Raw genomic sequence first — 17,881 nt, forward strand, 5'->3', positions numbered from 1 at the left:
ATGCCGTATATAAAGAAAATAACGATTGATAAAGTTTTTGATACTGCGGACCTCGTAGAAGTGATTGGCGATTATGTCGCGCTGAAAAAAGCGGGAGCAACATTTAAAGGATTAAGTCCATTTGTAGAGGAGAAAACACCAAGTTTTATGGTTTCGCCGGCTAAGAGCATTTGGAAGGACTTTGCTTCTGGTAAAGGCGGAAATGATGCTGTGTCATTTTTAATGCAGCACAAAGGAATTTCGTTTCCGGAAGCGATTGAAACGTTAGCGAAAAAATATGCTATTGAGATTGAATATGATGATAGCGATAACGCTAAAAAGTATGCTGAGCTTCAGGAGAAAAAAGAAGAGCTGCGTCCTGTCCTAGAGGCAGTGATTAGAAAATATGAGGAAGCATTTCAAGAGCTTCCGGAAGATCACCCGGCAAAGATTGAAGCGTTTAAAAAACGAGAGTACACACAAGAGGTTATTGATGATTATCGGATTGGTTATGCGCCTGGTAATGGCTTTGTGTACAATCTCTGTAAGGAAGCGGGAAAAGTAGATGAGGCAAAGAAGTTAGGATTAGTTGGTGATATGCACGACAAGTGGGTAGATCGATTAATCTATCCGCTAGTTGAGCTTAAAGGAGGATCACTGCTTCCAGTGGGAATTGCTGGTCGTAGGTTGTCTGAGGAAAAGAAGTATGCTAAATGGATGAATTCTGTTGATAGTGATCTTTATAAGAAGGACAAGTTTTGGTACGGTCTAGATAAAGCTCGTCAATCGATTGTTAAGGAAGGAGAGGCGTGGCTAGTTGAAGGCTATAATGATGTAATTGCTTGGCAGCGTTACGGTATTTTGAATACAGTAGCTTCTTCCGGAACTGCTATTTCTCTTCATCAAATTCGGATGCTCAAGAAACTTTGTGATCAGGTGGTGTTTTGTTTTGATCCTGATGCGCCTGGGAAAAAGGCAATGTTGAAGCACATACCACTTTTCCTGAAAGAAGGATTTCGTGTTTTCACGGTTTTCACAAAACCGCAATTGGATCCGGATGACTTTGTGCGTCATTGGGATATTAAGGATCGTATGGAAGGTCTGTTATACAGAATTTCTAAGATGAGGGCGTTTAGAAAAGATGGATTTGAGTTTCTAATGAAAAATTCATTTGAGAACAAAGATGAAGTAGAAATATACCAAGCTTCTTCAGAATTAATTGAAATCATTGCTCAGATATCAGATGAAGCGCTGCGGAACATTTACATGTTATGGTTGCAGAAAGAAAGCGGAATAGGCAAAGTCGAACTGAAAAAACAGCTAAAGGAAAAACTTGATGTAAAAGTCGAGCGAAGCTTGAATGATTGGGATGGTGTCTACTATGAATTACCTACGGAGGTAAAGGTACCATTAGAGCAGTTACGGCCAGTAATTGATAGGTACCAACTTTTTCAAGCAAATAATCAAATTTGGATCCAGGAAAAGAATGGTCCGCCATTTACGTTTCGTTCTGTCTCAAACTTTCAGATTGAGATCATCCAGCATATGCAGGATGAAAAATTTCCAATGAAGCTTGTGAGGATCCGAAATATTCATGGGCTGGAGAGAATATTCGATATGCAGTCTTCAGACATGAATAGTCCGCAAGCATTTGAGAATGCTGTTACAGCTCATGGTAATTTTAGATGGAAGGGAAGCCGGCCGGATCACGAGCTTTTAAAAACATTTCTCTTTGATGGAATGGGTACCGGTAGAAAAATTGATGTTTTAGGATGGCAGCCGGAAGGTTTCTGGGTTTGGAATAATAAGATAAGTGTTCCAAATGGTGAAAACATTGTCCTGGACGACAATGGAGTTTTTGAAAAGGACGGAGTTTCCTATTACGTGCCTTCAGCGAATCAAATTTATAGAACGAATGCCTATAAATATGAAGCACAAAAAAAGGTGATGGCCATAGAACCAAAATTGAACTTCCAAAATTTTACGGCACAGGTTTTAAAAGTACACAGACAGCATGGAATGATGGGGATCTTATTCTCAGTTGCGAGTATTTTTCAAGATGTGGTGGTTAGTGATCTTAATTTTTTCCCGATGCTTTTCTTGTTTGGTCCTGCATCTTCCGGAAAGGATCAGTTGGCTGATGCCTGTCAAAGTTTTTTTGGCCAGCCACAGACCGCTATAAATTTAGAGGGAGGCGTTAGTACGATAAAAGCACAAGTGAGAGAGTTCGCTCAATTCTGTAATATGATATCGCAGCTATCAGAATATAAGAACGGAGATCCAAAGTTGGATGGGGTTCTAAAAGGATTGTGGGACCGTAGAGGATATAAACGGGGAAATATTGATAGTCATGTGGGAACCGAAAGCATTCCAATTTTATCGGCAGTATTAATGACTGGTAACTATGCTCCAGATCAGGAAGCGCTTATTTCGAGATTCATATGGGAATTTATGGATAAGACAACGTTTTCAGATCAGGAAACGAAGGAATATGAACAGTTAAGCGATATGGTGAAGAAAGGCATTAGTGGTTATACTAATGTATTTCTGAAGTATCGGGAGGCAGTAAAGAATAATTTCAAGTTTAAATATCGTGAGTTTAAGAACACACTGCAGCAGCGCCGTCCTGATGCCATGGCCAGAATGATTTCAAACTTAGCTGTTCTAGGAACATTCTATCAGATGTTTCAGAATTCTCCGGAAATAACCTTTCCGTTCAGTTTTAATGATATGATGGAACATTTCGATAAGACTATCGATATGCAGATGAACAAATTGAGCTCTGCCAGCACGATCAATAGATGGTGGGATTGTTTCCTGGCTTCTATGAGGGGAACGTTGTCGGATCAGATTCAGCACGGGCGCGATCTTAAAGTGGACGGAGATCGGCTGTATTTCAATTTTACGAATTGCTACAACAAAGTTTCAAGGCAGTGGTACGTGCAATATCGTGACGCGGCACCGGCTAAAGGGGTTATGATGGATGCTTTGAAAAAGGATTCATCTTGGTTAGAGACGGTCGCGGCGTGCCGGTTTTCTCCTGGTAGAGATAGTAAGAGTACGAGTGCCTATGTTGTCAACTTGAATGAAATACCGGTTCAGGAAGAGATCAAACATGCTGTAGATTTTCAAATAAATGAAAATGGACTATTTGATTCGTCGTCCCCTGCAACCCCTGAAAAAGAAAAAAATGATAAGAAGCAGGGCGGGTTGCCCTTTTGAGTTTCATACACTTCAACACATGTTTTAATTAATTGAGTATGACAAAATTACAGGTTTTATAGTATGTTGAAAGTGTGTTGATTGTGTAAGAAGGTGTTAGAAGTTAGTATTTAGTTTCTAACCGTTTCAACACAAATAAATTGTTAAATAATTGAAAATTAGAGGTGTAGATGTGTTGAATCTGACCTATTGATTTAAGTATAACGCGAGAAAAATTTTTTTTATGAGTGAGGTAGCAACAATTAGAAAAGATCCAGAGATGGAGGAAACATTCTTCGCTAATGTCAAGTTACGTAAGGCATTACCAAGTGATTTGAAAACCAACGATGAGAATCTCAAGATAGGATACCCGTATTGGCAACGATCGGTACAGACTGGGGAGTTTGATCAACGAACATATTTTCTATCACCAGAGACAGATACATATTATCTAAAGTTTCAGCTTGATAACGAAATGATTTATGTCGCGGTGAATTGGCAAGAAGATGAAAAAAATAAGCAAGATGGAGAGAGTTAGTCTATGTACGAGTAGCTATGATCCAACTGATATAGGCAGAATACTAATCGGTTGTAAAAACAGAGCTGAAGAAATTTTAGCGATAAGAATACTATTCTCTATCTGCGAAAATGTTGAATCTGTATTTGATTTAACAAGAAAATTAAAAAGAGTATCAAAGCTTTCATTGTTTGATTGGGTCATGTTGGAAACCGGCCGAATGGCAAATGAAAGGATCTGCAGTTTATTTAAATAAAGAAAGGCGCTTGTCCTGGAGAGATGTCGCGCCCTTCAACTAATAATCACTTAACAAAAGCAATTATGAAAACAAATGTAACATTTTTGAAAATTGTAGTAGTCATCGTGCTATTACTGAATGTGGTTGCCTTATACGGACAGCCGAAAGCTCTGGAACGAATTCCAAAGAGTAACCCAACAAATGATATTGGAAAAGAGAGAAAGTATCTAGGGCTTAGTATTGGGCTTGATCCTAAGAATGCTCTAGTTGGAGGTACAACTCTTGGTACCGGAGAAAGAAGAAACGATGAAGCTCTGGATGTGGTAATTCGCGTTATGGCCGGATGGGATAATTGGGAGATTGGAGTATATGCAGAGATCTTCGATGAAATTCAATATTATTCCTGGGGAATGGATTTTAATCGAGCTGTACCTATAACGAGAACCTGGATCTTACTAGGTGGTATACACGCTGAAGTTGTTTCTCGAAATGGGCTTGAAGATATTCCTACGTACCGGAGCAATGATCAGAAAACAATTAACTACGGTGTGAATCTTCGGAATCGGTTTGAAGCGCTTTTTGGTTCTCCTATTTTCATTGAGGGTAAGCTGAACTGGAGATATCGCAGCGACATACGTCATTTTTGGGGAGCCGATGCAATGCCTTCTTTTAGAGATGCATTGAGTGGTTACATATCATTAGGAATCAAATTTTAATATTGATGAGAGAATTTGTAATAGACCTTTTTTGTGGAGCTGGAGGAACTTCTACAGGTATTCATTTATCAGATACCACAAGGCAGGCGAGAAATAAATAAATAGTAATAACCTTCCCTGAAGGCGTAGCATACCCAGACCGTTGTGGGGAATGAGCGTTGCGGGAGTCTTAATAAATCATTATGCCAGAACAACATAGAGTTAAAAATCTTATCGAAATGTACGAGAAGTTAGTAAAATATTCTAACCAAGTAATCGATGAATGTAGTAAAGACAATAACAGGGAATTACAAGCCTATCACAAAGGCATTGCTAATATTTTACGTGAAGTAATTAATGACTTAAATAATGATTTATTATAGCGTAGCAATGCGACCCTTGTGGTCATTCCCCACAACGGTCACGGTATAAAGCGAGTGGGGCGTATGCCACACGGGTAGCTTTTAAAACGCCCCATTAGCTTTATATCATGTTCTGGCTCAGTCGCCTTTAGTGCAGGGCGATATAAATAAAATGCACTGGCCTTTGAATGGGGAGTTTTACACCGTGACCGTTCGGGCTAATAGAAGGGCAGAGGGGAAACGCAGTTTCCTGCCCTGTACCGTAGAACCGTTAACAACACGATAATCTAAAATTTTAAACTATGAGTAATATTCTAAACCTCACATTAAAAAAGAAATGGTTTGACCTGATTAAGTCAGGCGTGAAGAAAGAAGAATACAGAGAAGTAAAAGACTATTGGCAAAATAGACTTGAAAAACCTAGAACAGCGCCATTTGTTATAAGATTCAAGGATTTCGACTGTATTCGATTTCGTAACGGATATGCTAAAGATGCACCAACTTTCGATATTGAACTGAAAGGTATAGAATATGGTACTGGTAATCCTGAATGGGGTGCTGAAAAAGGCAAAACATATTATGTACTGTCGTTGGGTAAAATTTTAGATTGAGTGTTGAGGTTCGGAGGGCGATTAGCCCGAACGTGCCACGTATAAGAATAGTTGCGTGAAATATTAACTTAAATAACTAAATAATGAAACAAGAAGATTGGAAAGAATTAAACGAAAAAAGCCATTACAGAGCTTTACAAAAACAGGACACGGAAAATAGAAAACTAATTAAAAAACTACAACTTGAAAGAGAAGAACTGAAAAAGCAATTATTTTTATACGGTGTTGTTGATAGTAGCGTGACAATAAGTAAGCAAGAATACGATGCCCTTAAAAGAGATAGCGAAGATTTGCAAAAGGTAAGTTTTAGTATGTAGCTATTATCTACAACTCTCGCGGCTATGTGCCGTTTCCGTGTAGCGATCACATCGAGTTTACTCGAATGTGAGAGTAGCTACGAAAGGGAACGGACAAAAAGAAAGACCCCAATGGCTCATAGCCATTGTTAACTGGCGTAACGTCAGACGAGAACCAAACGTAAAAGTAAGATTATGAGTAAAACACTGAAGTTTCCAAAAACAGCGCAAGAATTAACGGCTTTTGAAGAAAAGCACAAAGATTACCCCTACAAGGGTGATCCATCCAAAATAGATCCTGAAAAGATATGGAACAAGGTTCAGGGGTTTATGAAAGTTCGAATATCGAAAGACAAGTTGCACGGCATTTGTTTAGAAAACGGCAATGTTTATGAGATATACCACAATAATCATCTCGCAAGAATTGCCGCTAAGTGTGCGTGGTTTCATGTAGACAACCCACAATTTACACCTGACAGTATTCAGGATGCTGTACTATTGGACTGTGGGAAAATCAAAGTCAAGCCGTAGGCTTGCTGGGTCTTTCTTTTTGTTAGCCGCGAGAGTTAACTGGCATTAGAGAAATAGGTCAAACGTAGTTTGGTTTCTCGTATGCGAAGAACGCACGAAACGAACGTAGTGAGTTGAGGTAGTGATGAGGTTATGCCAGTTAACATATAGGATAAACGAACTTTTTAATGAAAATTTTATTAGTGCCAAAGAGACAATCGAATACTTGAGATAATGATCTACAGCATCATTAGTGATGGTTTCGTGCGGGTGATTCAGATAATAAAATTGACTTCAAAGACAATGTAATTATCATATAGGGTTATTTTTTCTATCTTTGATCAAACCTGATTAAAGTGGACCTTACCAAAAGTAGAGTACATAATGTTATTTGTGGGATCGAGATTGATGCATCTTCGGTTCCGGTACCGGCACCGGTTGGATCTCTCCAGCCGTTTTTTAATACACATATTGCTAGTAATAATGCAAAGCCGGTTTACTTCGGTAATAAAACGGTGCGTATTGGCCAGGCAGGAAAGCAAACGCGCGCCGGGATGCTTTATGAGCATTCCTTGAGAATAATGTTCCCAAATGGGGATCTATTCAGCGCGAATAGAATTGAAGAGTACCGAAAGGCGAAGGCCATCTACATTAAATTATCCGGAGGCGTTCAGTTGCATTTTGGACGAAATGATTACTTGCAAAATAAATTTCCTGAATTTAAGACGGAGTCTGATGAAAATATGACTTCAGTTTCCTACAGCTGCGAGAGTATGTTCCCAATGGGTCAAACGAACGGCAGCTTTGATCATTTGTTTCCGGAAGATCTCCCAATAAACTTTTTCACAATTTAGCCATGGCAGAGAATCCATTTCCATTAAACATAGCAGTAAAGAATGATACTTGGGAAAAGCTCCAGCTGCTTTTGAATGTTCCGGAGGAATTGAAAATTACTGCAGAGGAATTCAATAAGGTCATTGCGGCTTTGAATTTCATTTATAATTCGGGTGCTAATGAGCAAAATTTTCTAGGAACCTTTGACACCTACGCACTTTTTATAGCAGCACATCCAGTTGGTGAGCCTGATCAGTTTGCATTTGTCCTGGAGGAAGTAGAAGGTGTGACGACTATTTCAGAGTATCGATGGAATAAGGTTACGGAAGCCTGGCAAAAGGAAGAGAGCACAGAACCTCAAGGAGCAACTCAAATGAAGGTACAGGGATTCCCTTTTGTTGGAGTGGCTTCCTTGTTTTTCCGTTTCGACTCGAACCACTTTAGAATTAATCAGATCCAAGGTGGTGGTATTGGGATTGAAATTGCAAATCCGGGTTCCGGAGGATCCGGAGGTCAGGTTCTTAACTTTAATTTCAGAGCTTTTTTTAACTCAGCAGGGAATGCGAATATTTGGTTTGGTAAAGGTGTCTCGTCCTCAGGTTTTGATACTTTGGAATACTCTCAAAATTATGGTTCTGACTTGACAGCTCTTTTGTCAAACAATGATATCAGTGGTGAATTTATAGCTCCATTTCCATGTAAATTGAAACATGTTAATTTCATTAATCATTACTCATATGGGTCAACAACGTCAATTGCAGTGATGAAAAATAAAAAAAGTGAGTCTCCTTTTTATTCTGATGATGCAACAAATGGTACCGTTTTGATGGAAGAAAGTTTTGTGGGATCAAACCAAAGGGTTCGATCATTAAACATAGGGGAAGCCGATATTGATCAAGACGTTATTGAGACTGGAGAATCGGTGTATATTTTTTTTAAAGCAGCAGCGTCTTTCAATCTCGACAGAACAATAACAATGGGTATGACCTTTGAAAAAGTTTCGGAATGATTTATTACAGAATATTAGAGGGGAAGCTCGCTGGTGTATACACTCAAGAGCAGCTGGAGAAAAAAAAGCAGCGGAAGTATGTGCCGCGTGATGGTCAGGAAATGGAAGATTGGGAATTGATCAGCGAAAAGCCAAGCCCTCAATTGATCTCGCCTCGATGGGAAGAAGGGAGATGGGTTGAATCGGCAACTAGTGAGGAAATTGAAAGAAGAAGATCGAATCAGAACAGCGCTACTAAGAACAATTTGTTAGAGAATGGAGTAATGGCAGTTGCAGGAAATCGAAATTTTCATTTTACGGAAGCTAATCTAATGAAGTTCATTTCTTATAAGAATGAAAGGAGCGCTTCAGGCGCGACGACAGTTAATTGGTTAGATTCCGGGGGCACCTGGTTAGATATTTCTTTAGAGGAGGCAAATGATCTTGCTCTATTGGCCGCAGAACGTTTCCATGAAATCTATAAAAACAACAGTTAATGGCAAGACAGCTGGTACCGATCCATATTAAAAGTCATTTGGTTCCTTTTCTTTTTCGTGAATTTGATAAGATCGATGCTGTTTATGTAGGTAGAAAAGTCGTTGCGGCCTACGTAACAAATCACAGTGTAATAGGCAGAATGGTTAGCCTATTGTTAAAGCCATCACAAAAAAAACCGACCTGTGACAAACAACAGCAAATTTTTTTATCGGTGGCTGAAGCTCCAAATTATCGTCTTGAGTTTGAGAATATTTATTCTCGAGTAGATGGAAGAAGTCAATTTGTTTTTATGCCTGACGAGGGATCTGAATTGATAAATGCAAATTTAGAGCTTCTCTTCGAGGCATGTTTAATGAACTACATTAATGGATGGCACGAAAAAAAAGGTTCTGAAGGTATCGATATCGGAATTGTAAAATTTTGTGAACGATATGATCTCGAGGAGTACAATTACAACGTACTTAGGATCCGGAGAGATTACTACAGAAAACTAAACTCGGGATACTTTAATGCTAGGGTTACTCAGAACCCTGTTGGCAGCGGATTAATTAGCCGTTGACGTCACACTTATAGTGTAGTCTGTTTCATACTTTGGCGCCATGTCGAATCCATTGTATTCTGTGATTTATGAGTGTTGCGCGATTCTTCATGAAGTTTAAAAGCCCATTGATTCGGCTTTTTTTCTGGTTGGAGAACTTATCAAAAAGAAACATTATAAGAGTGTTGATGATTGCCATACCGGTGGCGATCAGTGCTATTTACACAAATTCAAGTAATGCAGCTCTCGAAACTCAGATCGGGGATCTGAAGTCAAAAAACACGTTGCTGCAGGCGAAGCTCCGTAATCAGGAAAGTGAGTACGATCGATTAAAAAGTAACATGATTCTGCTTTCCCTAGCAGATGATACGTACCCCAATCCTAAGTGGCTTAAGAGTACTGATGGAATTATGCTCCGGCTAAACAAAGCCTATGAAGATCTATTTCTTCGTCCACTTAATTATACCAGGAGCGATTATATAGGGAATGATGATTACGCCATATTTTCAAAAGATATAGCTGACAATTTTAGAAAACATGACCGCTATGTTCTTAAAATTGGAAAGCCGGTAACCTTTATGGAAACGGTAATCATGCCAGATGGCACTAGAGAGAACGTAGAGGTAACTAAATATCCATGGATCGTAAACGGCCACACTCTTGGAGTTGCTGGATACATGGATATTGATTATTTCAGTAACTATTTAAAAACCGATGATGGAGAGTAGTAAAGATAAAAAAGCAAGTTGGGAAAAAATGAAGGCGGCTAATGTGATAGCGGTAATTGTTATCGTGTTTTGTGGCGCTTACTTATTGTTGTTAACCTTTCATGAAATCCCTGATAAGAACAGGGACCTGGTTATTTTCTTAGCAGGCCTGTTTTATGGATTATTGGCGGCCCTAGCGCATTATTTCTTCAACTACAACAAGAAAAAGGATATAGGAGGGGACTATTTTGAATCGAACATGAATCACGACGAATGCCCCAACTGTGGACAGAAAACCAATGAGAACTATGAATAGGATTATTGCATTTCAGCATAACAACAGGTTGGTTGCTGACGGGATTATCGGTCCGGCAACATTAGGTAAAATGAAAGAGGTATTCAATATCGGGCAGAATATTGCACTAGCTCATTTTTTGGGGCAGTTAGCTCATGAAACCGCTAGTTTCACTAGAAACGAAGAGAGTTTGAATTATTCTGTATCTGGTTTGATGAAAACGTTTTTGTTTTATAGAAGGAACCCAGACTTGGCAAGACTGCACGGAAGAGCTCCAGGGCAATCGGCCAAACAAGAAGATATAGCCAATACGGTTTATGCTGATGAGAATCGTGGGAGAGGCTACAAGTTAGGAAATGTTCATCCCGGCGACGGTTGGAAATTTAGAGGCAGGGGAGCAATTATGATCACCGGGCGAAGCAATTACGAGCTGTTTTTTAAATGGGAAAATTTACCGGCTGATACAGATCCGAACTTACTTGCTACTAAGTACTACTGGAGAACTGCGCTATGGTTTTTTGAACGCAATGATGTTTGGCGACATTGTGGGCAAATATCTCTACCCAATGTAAAGAGGGTGACAAAGCTTATCAATGGTGGGTACAACGGCCTTTCTCATAGATATAATTTAACAAGAATGTATCATGCATTAATAACGGCTTAATATGAAAAAACTATTTCGAATATTACTGTATTTCGCATTGATTGCGGCAGTGATCATGTGCTCGAGTTGCGGAGCAAAAAAGAAAATTTCTCAGCGCGAATCAAGAGAAATTGATCGGGAGAAAGTGACTGAGGTAAGTGAGATCTCATCTGAAGAAAAAAAATCGAAGGATCTTCTTCAGGGGAAATCTACGCAACTAATTACAGATGCAAATGAATCTGTAATTGTTGAAGCCGAAGAAGATGCGGACACTGTAGAAGTTACTCGAGAGATTGTCGGAAATAAAACGGTATGGACCGGGCGCGGAGTGAAGAATTTGAAGGTTGATGTTTCTGAAAGGAACGAAGTAAAACAAGACACTTTTTCTCAGAATATTGAAACTCAAGAAAAAGTTGATCTTGCGAAAAAGGAGTCTACTGAAGAATCTGAAAATATTGATGAAAATAATAGAAGTACGTGGAGCTGGGCGGTTCGTACAAGTCCATGGCTGATATTCATTGTTGTGTTCATTGTGATCATTTGGTTTGTTTGGCGTAGGATCAAGGGAAGGATCCCGCCCACAACAATGTAGCCGCCCGAAGGCGGCCACCTGGAGAAAGAGGAGTTTGGTATTACTCCTCTTTTTCTTTTACTGGAAATAATTTGATCCACACTTGGCCCTGAGGGTTTGGTAACGGAAGTACTTCGAGATTAAGATCGAGGTGTCCTTCTTCGTTTTCCAAGACAGCGCCAATTTCATGGTAGACTTTTTTCTGATTTCCTTCTTTGTCTTCGTAAGTTCTTACTACTACTGCTGCGTTGAATTTTCGTGTTGTCATGATTTTGAATTTAGAGTTAAACTTTAATTATACACTTCACCCAAAGACGTGTGTGTGATTAAAGTGTCTCTGAATGACCATGGCGAAATCGTGATCCGAAAATAGAGCTGCGTTAGAATTACGGAATTAAGTTGCAGGAAATCGGGCTATCATTGGCGTTGTCACAGATATTACGAAAGGCATTTAGCAAGTTTGTGGAAACTTGAAAACAATGCTTACCAATTCACAGGTGTTACATGAAATTATGCATGAAGAGTGGTTAATGAACTTCTCATCATGGTTGCAGCTGCGGGACTACATGGAAAAGGTGGTAGCCTCCGGCGCCCAGCAGTCGCGAAAAAAACAGGAAGGTGTAACCGCATTAGATTTTTATTCGGATGATCTGAAGAAAATCCGTCCGGAAAGAATTTCCGATATCCCGGAAGGATCTGTGGCCGTCGTGAAAATGGTTGGTCCTATGATGAAATACTGGAGCTGGTGGTTTCAGGGGGCAGATGAAGTAGTGGCACAACTAGATTTTGCCAATGACCTTCAAAACATTGCCTGCATTATTGCTGTTATTGATGGTCCTGGTGGTGCGGTTTCCGCGATCCCTCCCTTTATTGATTTCGCACGTAGAAAGAAAAAACCTATTGTGGCCTTAATGGACCAGAGCCTTAGTTTGCACCGATGGATCCCCGATGCAATTGCGGACCATCAAATGGCGGACAATGATATTGTATCGCGATTTGGAAGTATCGGGGTGATGAGCTCTTGGATGTATTTAGGGAAATACTATGAAGATCTGAAGATCGTGATGGAAGAGGTATATCCAGAGGAGAGCAAACATAAAAACGAAGTCTGGAGACTCTACAAGGAGGATCCGGAAAAAGGTAAAGCATTATTGCGCAAAATGCGCCTGGCGCCGATGGCACAAAAGTTTCAAGGGGCCGTAAAAGCAGCTCATCCTAATTTAATTGAAGAGGAGGGAGTGCTTACCGGTAGAACATTTAGTGCTGAAGACGCAGTACGAATTAATATGATCGATAGTATCGGTAATATGGAAGAAGCGATGTCAATGGGATTGGCCTTGGCAGAGTTAAGTTGAATCAATTATTAATCTAAACCGTAAACAATGAAATTTACAAAACTGAAAAGAACGGTTGCTTTGATGATGGTGGCTCTAAAAATTAAGGAGTTGCCGATTGAGGAAGGTAAGGTCAACTTCTCAGAAGACCAGCTTGAAGAGCTGCGAACTGCTTTTGGGGGCACGATCGATCTTGACAAAGCACTTGATGCCGTGAACAAAGAATTGGCGGAAATGAAAGAAGGCGCCATTGAAAATGACCAGCGTCTTATTGATGCCAGGGACGAAATCCAAAAAATGCTCAAGGAGCATGGATTGGCTGAAGAAGATGTTGAAGAAGCTGCTGAAGGGCAAGAAGACAATAAGGATGTGTCGGCTCAAATTAAAGCAATGCTTGAGAAGTATTCCACTTCTGTAGATGAGAAGCTTCAAAAATTAATCAAGTCTTCGGAAGAAGATACTCCGCAGGCGCAACTTGAAAATGGAAAAACGGATATGAAACACTCAGATACGCACCTTTACGGTAGTAATAAGGTGTATGATGAATTAGAAGGTCGCGCATGGAACCAGATTGCTGCGGGGGTTCAAGGAGTTTCGATGCCAAAATTTGAGGCAGGCAGTTTAGAGGTTCAGAAATTAGCCAATGACCTGGACTTGTATAACCGCCAGACGAATTCAAAGCTTACTTCGCTTTTCCGTGATACGCTTAAGCTACCAAGTTTTTGGACGCTTCGTAGTAACGTTGATGACCGAGTAGCTGATGGTAATATTGTAACTGCAGAAATTACTCAGGCAAGAAAGAAAGGTTGGTTGCCCAAAAATCAGCAGCTTATTCAACCAGAAGAAGCTCAAGTATATCCAGCTCAAGTGGATATTGAGCATGCGGGATACGAATTGCAAAAATGGCTTACTTCGTGGCTCGCAGATTACAACAAAGAAGGATCTCAAGCTTACAAATGGAGTTTTGTAGAGTATTTAAACATGGAGCTTGACAAGCGACGAGGGCAGGAAGATCGTGTCGTCTCGATTAAGGGTGTGCACGTGGCTACTCCAGACAACACAAATATTCCTGGGCTGGCCATTCATCGAGGAGATGGTATTTTGATTAAGCTGTGGAGAGCACTCTACTACGACAAGAAATATCGGGTAGCGCAAATTGAAGCGCCTACAAAGCAAAATATTTTGGATCATGAGGTTCAGCTTATTGAGAAGAACATCCCAGAAGAAGAAAGAAACGCTCCGGGATTAATTTTGTATATGAGTCCTGATTGGGTGCGAGCTCGTATGACGCGCAAGCGAATCGAGTACGGTGAAAATACAACCTTCAAAAACGAGGAGCTTCTTGAAATTGAGAACTATCCAAATATCAAGATTTGTCCATTGGTGGATTTAGCTGGATCTGACTTTATGTTTATCACTTATGATAATAACATTGGTCTGATGGAAAATGTTCCTGGTGAGCGAGGAATGTATCGAATGGAAACCCTTAAGCGCGATGTGTTTATTTTCAGTGATTATAAGTGGGGACCACGAATCTTCCATATTGGAATGAAGGTAAAAGAAGGGGATCCGAACTCGTTCAAAGTTCAGACGGTATGGACCAACGGTATGCCAATGTTCAAAAAAGACTTCTTTGTACGCTTGTACGACGATGGAACTGGAGAGATCAAGCTTCCATATAGCAATATTACCATTACCGACGATTGGACCTCTAACATTGAGACGCTATCAAACGGATACGCTGGGCAGATTGTGAGAATTAAAGGTAACGCTAGTATTCAAGGTGCGGCCAAAGTAGTAGACGATGGAAATATTTCTCTTACCGGTGATGCGGACTTTAATCTAAATACTGGCGGTGTTATCACATTGCTTTGCAACGGAGATAATACATACACTGAGCTGAAGCGAACTACTGAGCCGGATCAAGATCCAGGTGAAGAAGATGTGGAATTCAATGGAACTGCTATTGATGCAGATGAAGGTTACACATTCAACTATACTGGAGGTAATGCAAACTTTACTGGAATTACCGGAGGTATTGAAGGACAAGCGATCACTATCAATGGTGGCGAAGGCGGAACTTTGACGGTTGATGATATCGCCGGCAATGTTAACGTTTCTGCTGCTGCTGCAATAGCAGATGGTGACTATCTGAAGTTGACACTAGTTGATGGTGTTTGGGAAGAAACGGACCGCTCAATAGCGTAAGCCGTAATGTTTAATCTTAAAAATTAGAAAACTATGTGGATGCCTAAAAGTATATTGAACCCCGGTGCTGGAGCCGGGGCAGTTGCTAGCAATGATCCTAATATGGTCTTTGTTCGCAGCGAGGATATCTTATCACGACCAGAACGAAATGCTAATGGAGTTTTGCTTCAAGGAAGTTACACTCTTAAGGAAGGTGCCAGGATGTTTACGATCTATGGGACGCCTACTTCTCATGTGAAAAATTACACTACAGAGGGAGACGAGGACAAAGAAACGATCAAGCAAAAGCTTGAGATTTGGACTCCGGGCGACAGCCTAGACCTTAATGAGTTTGTTCAGAATAATCTTGGCGTTGGATACGAGATCATTGCAGATAACTGTGTAGATGAACGCAAACGCGTTTACGGAACCAAATGTTCTCCAATGAAGCTTCGTGCTGAAAAGTCGGACGACAGTTCCGGACGTGGTGTTAAATTGATGTTTGAACAAGCTGTAGGAAGCAAGTATGTACCTGCTCATTATGACGGTAACCTGGTATTTGCTGAACCAACAGATACGGATGTAACGATTGAAGTAACCAAGGCAAATGGTAATCAATACCGAGTTGAGGAGCTGGATGCAACTGCCGCGGTCGATATTGCTTCCATTGATCATGATCATGGAGCATTTATTGATTTCATTGGTGATGGTGGGGATGATCCTGCAACGTTATCCTCTGGAGCTGCAACTGCTGCGACAGTATTGTTAGTTGACGGGGTTGACTGGACTGCGTTAAAGAACTCAGTAATTACATTTAAAGTGTTTAAGGATGACGGAACGACTTACCTGGTCGAGCAAAGTCGAACTTAGGCGATTGAATCATGCCAGAAAGAGCCACCATTGAGGTGGCTCTTTTTTTTGTCACAAGTTTTGGCAGCAGATCATTAGATATTTAGGCTGTTTAATTGCAATCAAAACTTTTACCATGGAACAAGTAATAAAAACGTTAGTCAGTGTGATGGATGACAAGAAGCGATTTAATGAATTGCTACGTCATTTTATGTCACACAAATACCGTCCTGAAAGCCAGGCGCGATTCTACAATAAGGCAGGTTTTTCGAAGGATCGGCTGAAGCAGCTGGAGTATGATGTGAAAAAACTCTACGGGATCAAAGATGTAGATCTTAAAGATGATACCGTTGTTAAGAATTTGAACGAACAATCGGCCCCGGACCAGAAAGGTGCTTCACAAAATGCAGATCCTCACGCAGTGCTGATGGAAATTGCTGCTGAAAAAGCTACACACGATGATTTGATCGATGCAGCTATATATTTGGGTCTTCCGAAACCAGATCTTGTTAAAACTCCTGAGTTTTCCAAAGGTATTGCCGGCAATAGAGAGCGCAAGGAGTGGCTAAAAAGCAATGGTCAAGAGGAAGTTCCCAAAACGAACGTAGAGCTGGATGAAGCTATCTCAGAAGTAATAGTGAATATTAACGAAGAGCAGCTTCAGGAAGTTCGCGAGGCTTTGGTAGAATATCAATCAAAAGCGGTCAACGGGAAGGAAGTTGAATTTACTGTGATCGGCGAAGGAATTGAGATTCCGGAAGAAGCCGGTACCGGATTAAAATTGCGATCGGAATTTCCATTTTTGGAAGAAGAAGATTGTCCGGACGAACTTAAGGTCCTTGTGGCCGATAAGTTGACTGCATGGAAAAAGTTTCTCGAGGGACGAGAGGAACTTAAAGAGAAGGTCGACTCATTGTCTTCTGCAGAGATTTATGAGCTTGCCGAAAAAACGGTCAAGAATTTCGAGTTGAATCAGGAGATTTACGACGAGCTGAATTATTACAAGGAGAACAAAAAGGTGCTTGGGCAGCATCCGATATTCGCAGATATGATGCTTGAAAAAAAGGTGGTCGCATACAAGCCGCGGGAACTTGCGACGCGCTTTAGCAATTTGAAAAATTACATTCGCCGTGATTCGAAAAAATTAGATGAATCTAAGGAAACAGAAGCTCAAGAGAAGCTGCAGGCTAAAATCGACGAATGGAAAGCAGAGTTGGATCTAGTAAAGAAGCGACTGTCTGCCGATGAAGAGGAGTAGAATGTTTAATATTTCGGAAGTAACAGGTGCCGGCCAGATTGGGGAGTCCGTCGGCGCCGCTTCCGGAAGTTTTTCGGCTAAGTATCTTAATGCGCATTATCAGAAAATTGAAAAGCTGAAGAAGGAGCTGGGCCGCCTCCCCGAAAAAGAAGAAATCTTCTTTCTTCAGAGTGATAAATCTTTTAATGCATTCACATTTATTCCATGGATTTGTGAGATAACGGCAATCAAACATCTCTATGTAGCCACATACAGCATAAATAAGCGTGTTATTGGTGCGCTGGTGCAATTACATGCTGAAGGAAAGATCGATCGAATTACGCTACTTGTGAGCGATTCTATGCTTAAGAGAAATCCGCAGACCTGCGATCTTCTCGCGGCGCAATCGCTACAATATGGAAATATTCAAGTTCTTTTTGCCTGGAGCCATGCAAAAGTGAGCTTGATCGACACAGGATCTGGAAAGTTTGTTTTGGAAGGATCTGGAAATTGGAGTGAAAATGCGGCGTATGAGCAATACATTTTTGCAAATAGCCCGAAAGCTTTTGAATTTAGAAAAAAGCTCTTCACGGAAACCGATATACGATGGATCTCAAAAAACGGAATTAATCAAAAACATCAGTGATATGAATTTAGATAATCAACTTACAAGAGGAGAAAACTATCCTCTAAAGGAAAAAACTGAAAATGCAAGTTGCGGCAATCCTTTAGGGTGTGCCTGTGCGATGGCGAACGGCCATGTATTGACAGATTGTTTTTACTGGTCCTAA

The 17,881-nt window shown here is 40.5% G+C and carries 21 protein-coding genes; 20 read left to right on the forward strand and 1 reads right to left on the reverse strand.

The annotated features are described in order from the left end of the window. The 15 genes from dnaG (at nucleotide 1) to PO830_RS04940 (ending at nucleotide 11,504) form a co-directional block, all read left to right on the forward strand. A complete protein-coding gene (dnaG, locus tag PO830_RS04870; protein WP_272852406.1) occupies nucleotides 1-3,201 on the forward strand; it encodes a DNA primase in 3,201 nt (1,066 codons plus the stop codon). 223 nt (nucleotides 3,202-3,424) lie between these two features. Further along, entirely contained in the window at nucleotides 3,425-3,718 is a 294-nt protein-coding gene (locus tag PO830_RS04875; protein WP_272852407.1) for a hypothetical protein, read from the forward strand. Between the two features lie 300 nt (nucleotides 3,719-4,018). Next, nucleotides 4,019-4,651, forward strand: a complete 633-nt coding sequence (locus PO830_RS04880) for a hypothetical protein (protein WP_272852408.1) — start codon at nucleotides 4,019-4,021, stop codon at nucleotides 4,649-4,651. Nucleotides 4,652-4,833: 182 nt separating this feature from the next. Next, nucleotides 4,834-5,013, forward strand: coding sequence for a hypothetical protein (locus tag PO830_RS04885; protein WP_272852409.1), 180 nt, complete (start codon nucleotides 4,834-4,836; stop codon nucleotides 5,011-5,013). A gap of 281 nt (nucleotides 5,014-5,294) precedes the next feature. Next, a complete protein-coding gene (locus PO830_RS04890) occupies nucleotides 5,295-5,603 on the forward strand; it encodes an ASCH domain-containing protein (RefSeq protein ID WP_272852410.1) in 309 nt (102 codons plus the stop codon). A gap of 83 nt (nucleotides 5,604-5,686) precedes the next feature. Beyond that, nucleotides 5,687-5,920: a hypothetical protein gene (locus tag PO830_RS04895; RefSeq protein ID WP_272852411.1), complete on the forward strand. Its 234-nt coding sequence runs from the start codon at nucleotides 5,687-5,689 to the stop codon at nucleotides 5,918-5,920. A gap of 174 nt (nucleotides 5,921-6,094) precedes the next feature. Further along, nucleotides 6,095-6,430 carry a hypothetical protein gene (locus PO830_RS04900; protein ID WP_272852412.1) on the forward strand — a complete coding sequence of 112 codons (336 nt, stop codon included), beginning with the start codon at nucleotides 6,095-6,097 and terminating at the stop codon, nucleotides 6,428-6,430. A 335-nt stretch (nucleotides 6,431-6,765) separates the two neighbouring features. After that, nucleotides 6,766-7,263: a hypothetical protein gene (locus PO830_RS04905; protein ID WP_272852413.1), complete on the forward strand. Its 498-nt coding sequence runs from the start codon at nucleotides 6,766-6,768 to the stop codon at nucleotides 7,261-7,263. Between the two features lie 2 nt (nucleotides 7,264-7,265). Then, nucleotides 7,266-8,252, forward strand: a complete 987-nt coding sequence (locus PO830_RS04910) for a hypothetical protein (RefSeq protein ID WP_272852414.1) — start codon at nucleotides 7,266-7,268, stop codon at nucleotides 8,250-8,252. Beyond that, nucleotides 8,249-8,728, forward strand: coding sequence for a hypothetical protein (locus tag PO830_RS04915; protein WP_272852415.1), 480 nt, complete (start codon nucleotides 8,249-8,251; stop codon nucleotides 8,726-8,728). The genes PO830_RS04910 and PO830_RS04915 overlap by 4 nt, the downstream gene beginning before the upstream one ends. After that, nucleotides 8,728-9,288 (forward strand): hypothetical protein, encoded by a 561-nt coding sequence (locus tag PO830_RS04920; RefSeq protein ID WP_272852416.1) that lies wholly within the window; start codon nucleotides 8,728-8,730, stop codon nucleotides 9,286-9,288. Before PO830_RS04915 ends, PO830_RS04920 begins: the two co-directional genes overlap by 1 nt. Before the next feature lie 107 nt (nucleotides 9,289-9,395). Further along, complete coding sequence (locus tag PO830_RS04925; protein ID WP_272852417.1) at nucleotides 9,396-9,995, forward strand: PAS domain-containing protein; 600 nt, start codon at nucleotides 9,396-9,398, stop codon at nucleotides 9,993-9,995. Further along, the gene (locus PO830_RS04930; RefSeq protein ID WP_272852418.1) at nucleotides 9,985-10,290 is read left to right on the forward strand and encodes a hypothetical protein; all 306 of its coding nucleotides are present in this window, start codon (nucleotides 9,985-9,987) and stop codon (nucleotides 10,288-10,290) included. Before PO830_RS04925 ends, PO830_RS04930 begins: the two co-directional genes overlap by 11 nt. Beyond that, entirely contained in the window at nucleotides 10,283-10,933 is a 651-nt protein-coding gene (locus PO830_RS04935) for a peptidoglycan-binding protein (protein WP_272852419.1), read from the forward strand. The genes PO830_RS04930 and PO830_RS04935 overlap by 8 nt, the downstream gene beginning before the upstream one ends. A gap of 1 nt (nucleotide 10,934) precedes the next feature. Further along, the gene (locus tag PO830_RS04940) at nucleotides 10,935-11,504 is read left to right on the forward strand and encodes a hypothetical protein (RefSeq protein WP_272852420.1); all 570 of its coding nucleotides are present in this window, start codon (nucleotides 10,935-10,937) and stop codon (nucleotides 11,502-11,504) included. 40 nt (nucleotides 11,505-11,544) lie between these two features. Here PO830_RS04940 and PO830_RS04945 read toward each other — a convergent pair whose 3' ends face one another. Then, nucleotides 11,545-11,751: a hypothetical protein gene (locus PO830_RS04945; protein WP_272852421.1), complete on the reverse strand. Its 207-nt coding sequence runs from the start codon at nucleotides 11,749-11,751 to the stop codon at nucleotides 11,545-11,547. A gap of 211 nt (nucleotides 11,752-11,962) precedes the next feature. Between PO830_RS04945 and PO830_RS04950 the strand changes: the two genes are divergently transcribed. The 5 genes from PO830_RS04950 (at nucleotide 11,963) to PO830_RS04970 (ending at nucleotide 17,736) form a co-directional block, all read left to right on the forward strand. Beyond that, a complete protein-coding gene (locus tag PO830_RS04950; protein ID WP_272852422.1) occupies nucleotides 11,963-12,838 on the forward strand; it encodes a S49 family peptidase in 876 nt (291 codons plus the stop codon). Between the two features lie 27 nt (nucleotides 12,839-12,865). Further along, a complete protein-coding gene (locus PO830_RS04955) occupies nucleotides 12,866-15,025 on the forward strand; it encodes a hypothetical protein (RefSeq protein ID WP_272852423.1) in 2,160 nt (719 codons plus the stop codon). 39 nt (nucleotides 15,026-15,064) lie between these two features. Further along, nucleotides 15,065-15,874 (forward strand): hypothetical protein, encoded by an 810-nt coding sequence (locus PO830_RS04960; protein WP_272852424.1) that lies wholly within the window; start codon nucleotides 15,065-15,067, stop codon nucleotides 15,872-15,874. 115 nt (nucleotides 15,875-15,989) lie between these two features. Then, nucleotides 15,990-17,111: a hypothetical protein gene (locus PO830_RS04965; RefSeq protein ID WP_272852425.1), complete on the forward strand. Its 1,122-nt coding sequence runs from the start codon at nucleotides 15,990-15,992 to the stop codon at nucleotides 17,109-17,111. After that, on the forward strand, nucleotides 17,098-17,736 hold the full coding sequence (locus PO830_RS04970; protein WP_272852426.1) for a phospholipase D-like domain-containing protein: 639 nt from the start codon (nucleotides 17,098-17,100) through the stop codon (nucleotides 17,734-17,736). Before PO830_RS04965 ends, PO830_RS04970 begins: the two co-directional genes overlap by 14 nt. The last annotated feature ends 145 nt before the right edge of the window (nucleotides 17,737-17,881 follow it).

Origin of the sequence: Altibacter sp. HG106 (assembly GCF_028561755.1) — a bacterium.
GTDB lineage: Bacteria > Bacteroidota > Bacteroidia > Flavobacteriales > Flavobacteriaceae > DFVG01.

Coding starts and splice junctions, on each gene's coding strand:
- dnaG (WP_272852406.1), top strand. CDS start 1: ATGCCGTATATAAAGAAAATAACGATTGATAAAGTTTTTGATACTGCG.
- PO830_RS04875 (WP_272852407.1), top strand. CDS start 3,425: ATGAGTGAGGTAGCAACAATTAGAAAAGATCCAGAGATGGAGGAAACA.
- PO830_RS04880 (WP_272852408.1), top strand. CDS start 4,019: ATGAAAACAAATGTAACATTTTTGAAAATTGTAGTAGTCATCGTGCTA.
- PO830_RS04885 (WP_272852409.1), top strand. CDS start 4,834: ATGCCAGAACAACATAGAGTTAAAAATCTTATCGAAATGTACGAGAAG.
- PO830_RS04890 (WP_272852410.1), top strand. CDS start 5,295: ATGAGTAATATTCTAAACCTCACATTAAAAAAGAAATGGTTTGACCTG.
- PO830_RS04895 (WP_272852411.1), top strand. CDS start 5,687: ATGAAACAAGAAGATTGGAAAGAATTAAACGAAAAAAGCCATTACAGA.
- PO830_RS04900 (WP_272852412.1), top strand. CDS start 6,095: ATGAGTAAAACACTGAAGTTTCCAAAAACAGCGCAAGAATTAACGGCT.
- PO830_RS04910 (WP_272852414.1), top strand. CDS start 7,266: ATGGCAGAGAATCCATTTCCATTAAACATAGCAGTAAAGAATGATACT.
- PO830_RS04915 (WP_272852415.1), top strand. CDS start 8,249: ATGATTTATTACAGAATATTAGAGGGGAAGCTCGCTGGTGTATACACT.
- PO830_RS04920 (WP_272852416.1), top strand. CDS start 8,728: ATGGCAAGACAGCTGGTACCGATCCATATTAAAAGTCATTTGGTTCCT.
- PO830_RS04930 (WP_272852418.1), top strand. CDS start 9,985: ATGGAGAGTAGTAAAGATAAAAAAGCAAGTTGGGAAAAAATGAAGGCG.
- PO830_RS04935 (WP_272852419.1), top strand. CDS start 10,283: ATGAATAGGATTATTGCATTTCAGCATAACAACAGGTTGGTTGCTGAC.
- PO830_RS04940 (WP_272852420.1), top strand. CDS start 10,935: ATGAAAAAACTATTTCGAATATTACTGTATTTCGCATTGATTGCGGCA.
- PO830_RS04945 (WP_272852421.1), bottom strand. CDS start 11,751: ATGACAACACGAAAATTCAACGCAGCAGTAGTAGTAAGAACTTACGAA.
- PO830_RS04950 (WP_272852422.1), top strand. CDS start 11,963: ATGCTTACCAATTCACAGGTGTTACATGAAATTATGCATGAAGAGTGG.
- PO830_RS04955 (WP_272852423.1), top strand. CDS start 12,866: ATGAAATTTACAAAACTGAAAAGAACGGTTGCTTTGATGATGGTGGCT.
- PO830_RS04960 (WP_272852424.1), top strand. CDS start 15,065: ATGCCTAAAAGTATATTGAACCCCGGTGCTGGAGCCGGGGCAGTTGCT.
- PO830_RS04965 (WP_272852425.1), top strand. CDS start 15,990: ATGGAACAAGTAATAAAAACGTTAGTCAGTGTGATGGATGACAAGAAG.
- PO830_RS04970 (WP_272852426.1), top strand. CDS start 17,098: ATGAAGAGGAGTAGAATGTTTAATATTTCGGAAGTAACAGGTGCCGGC.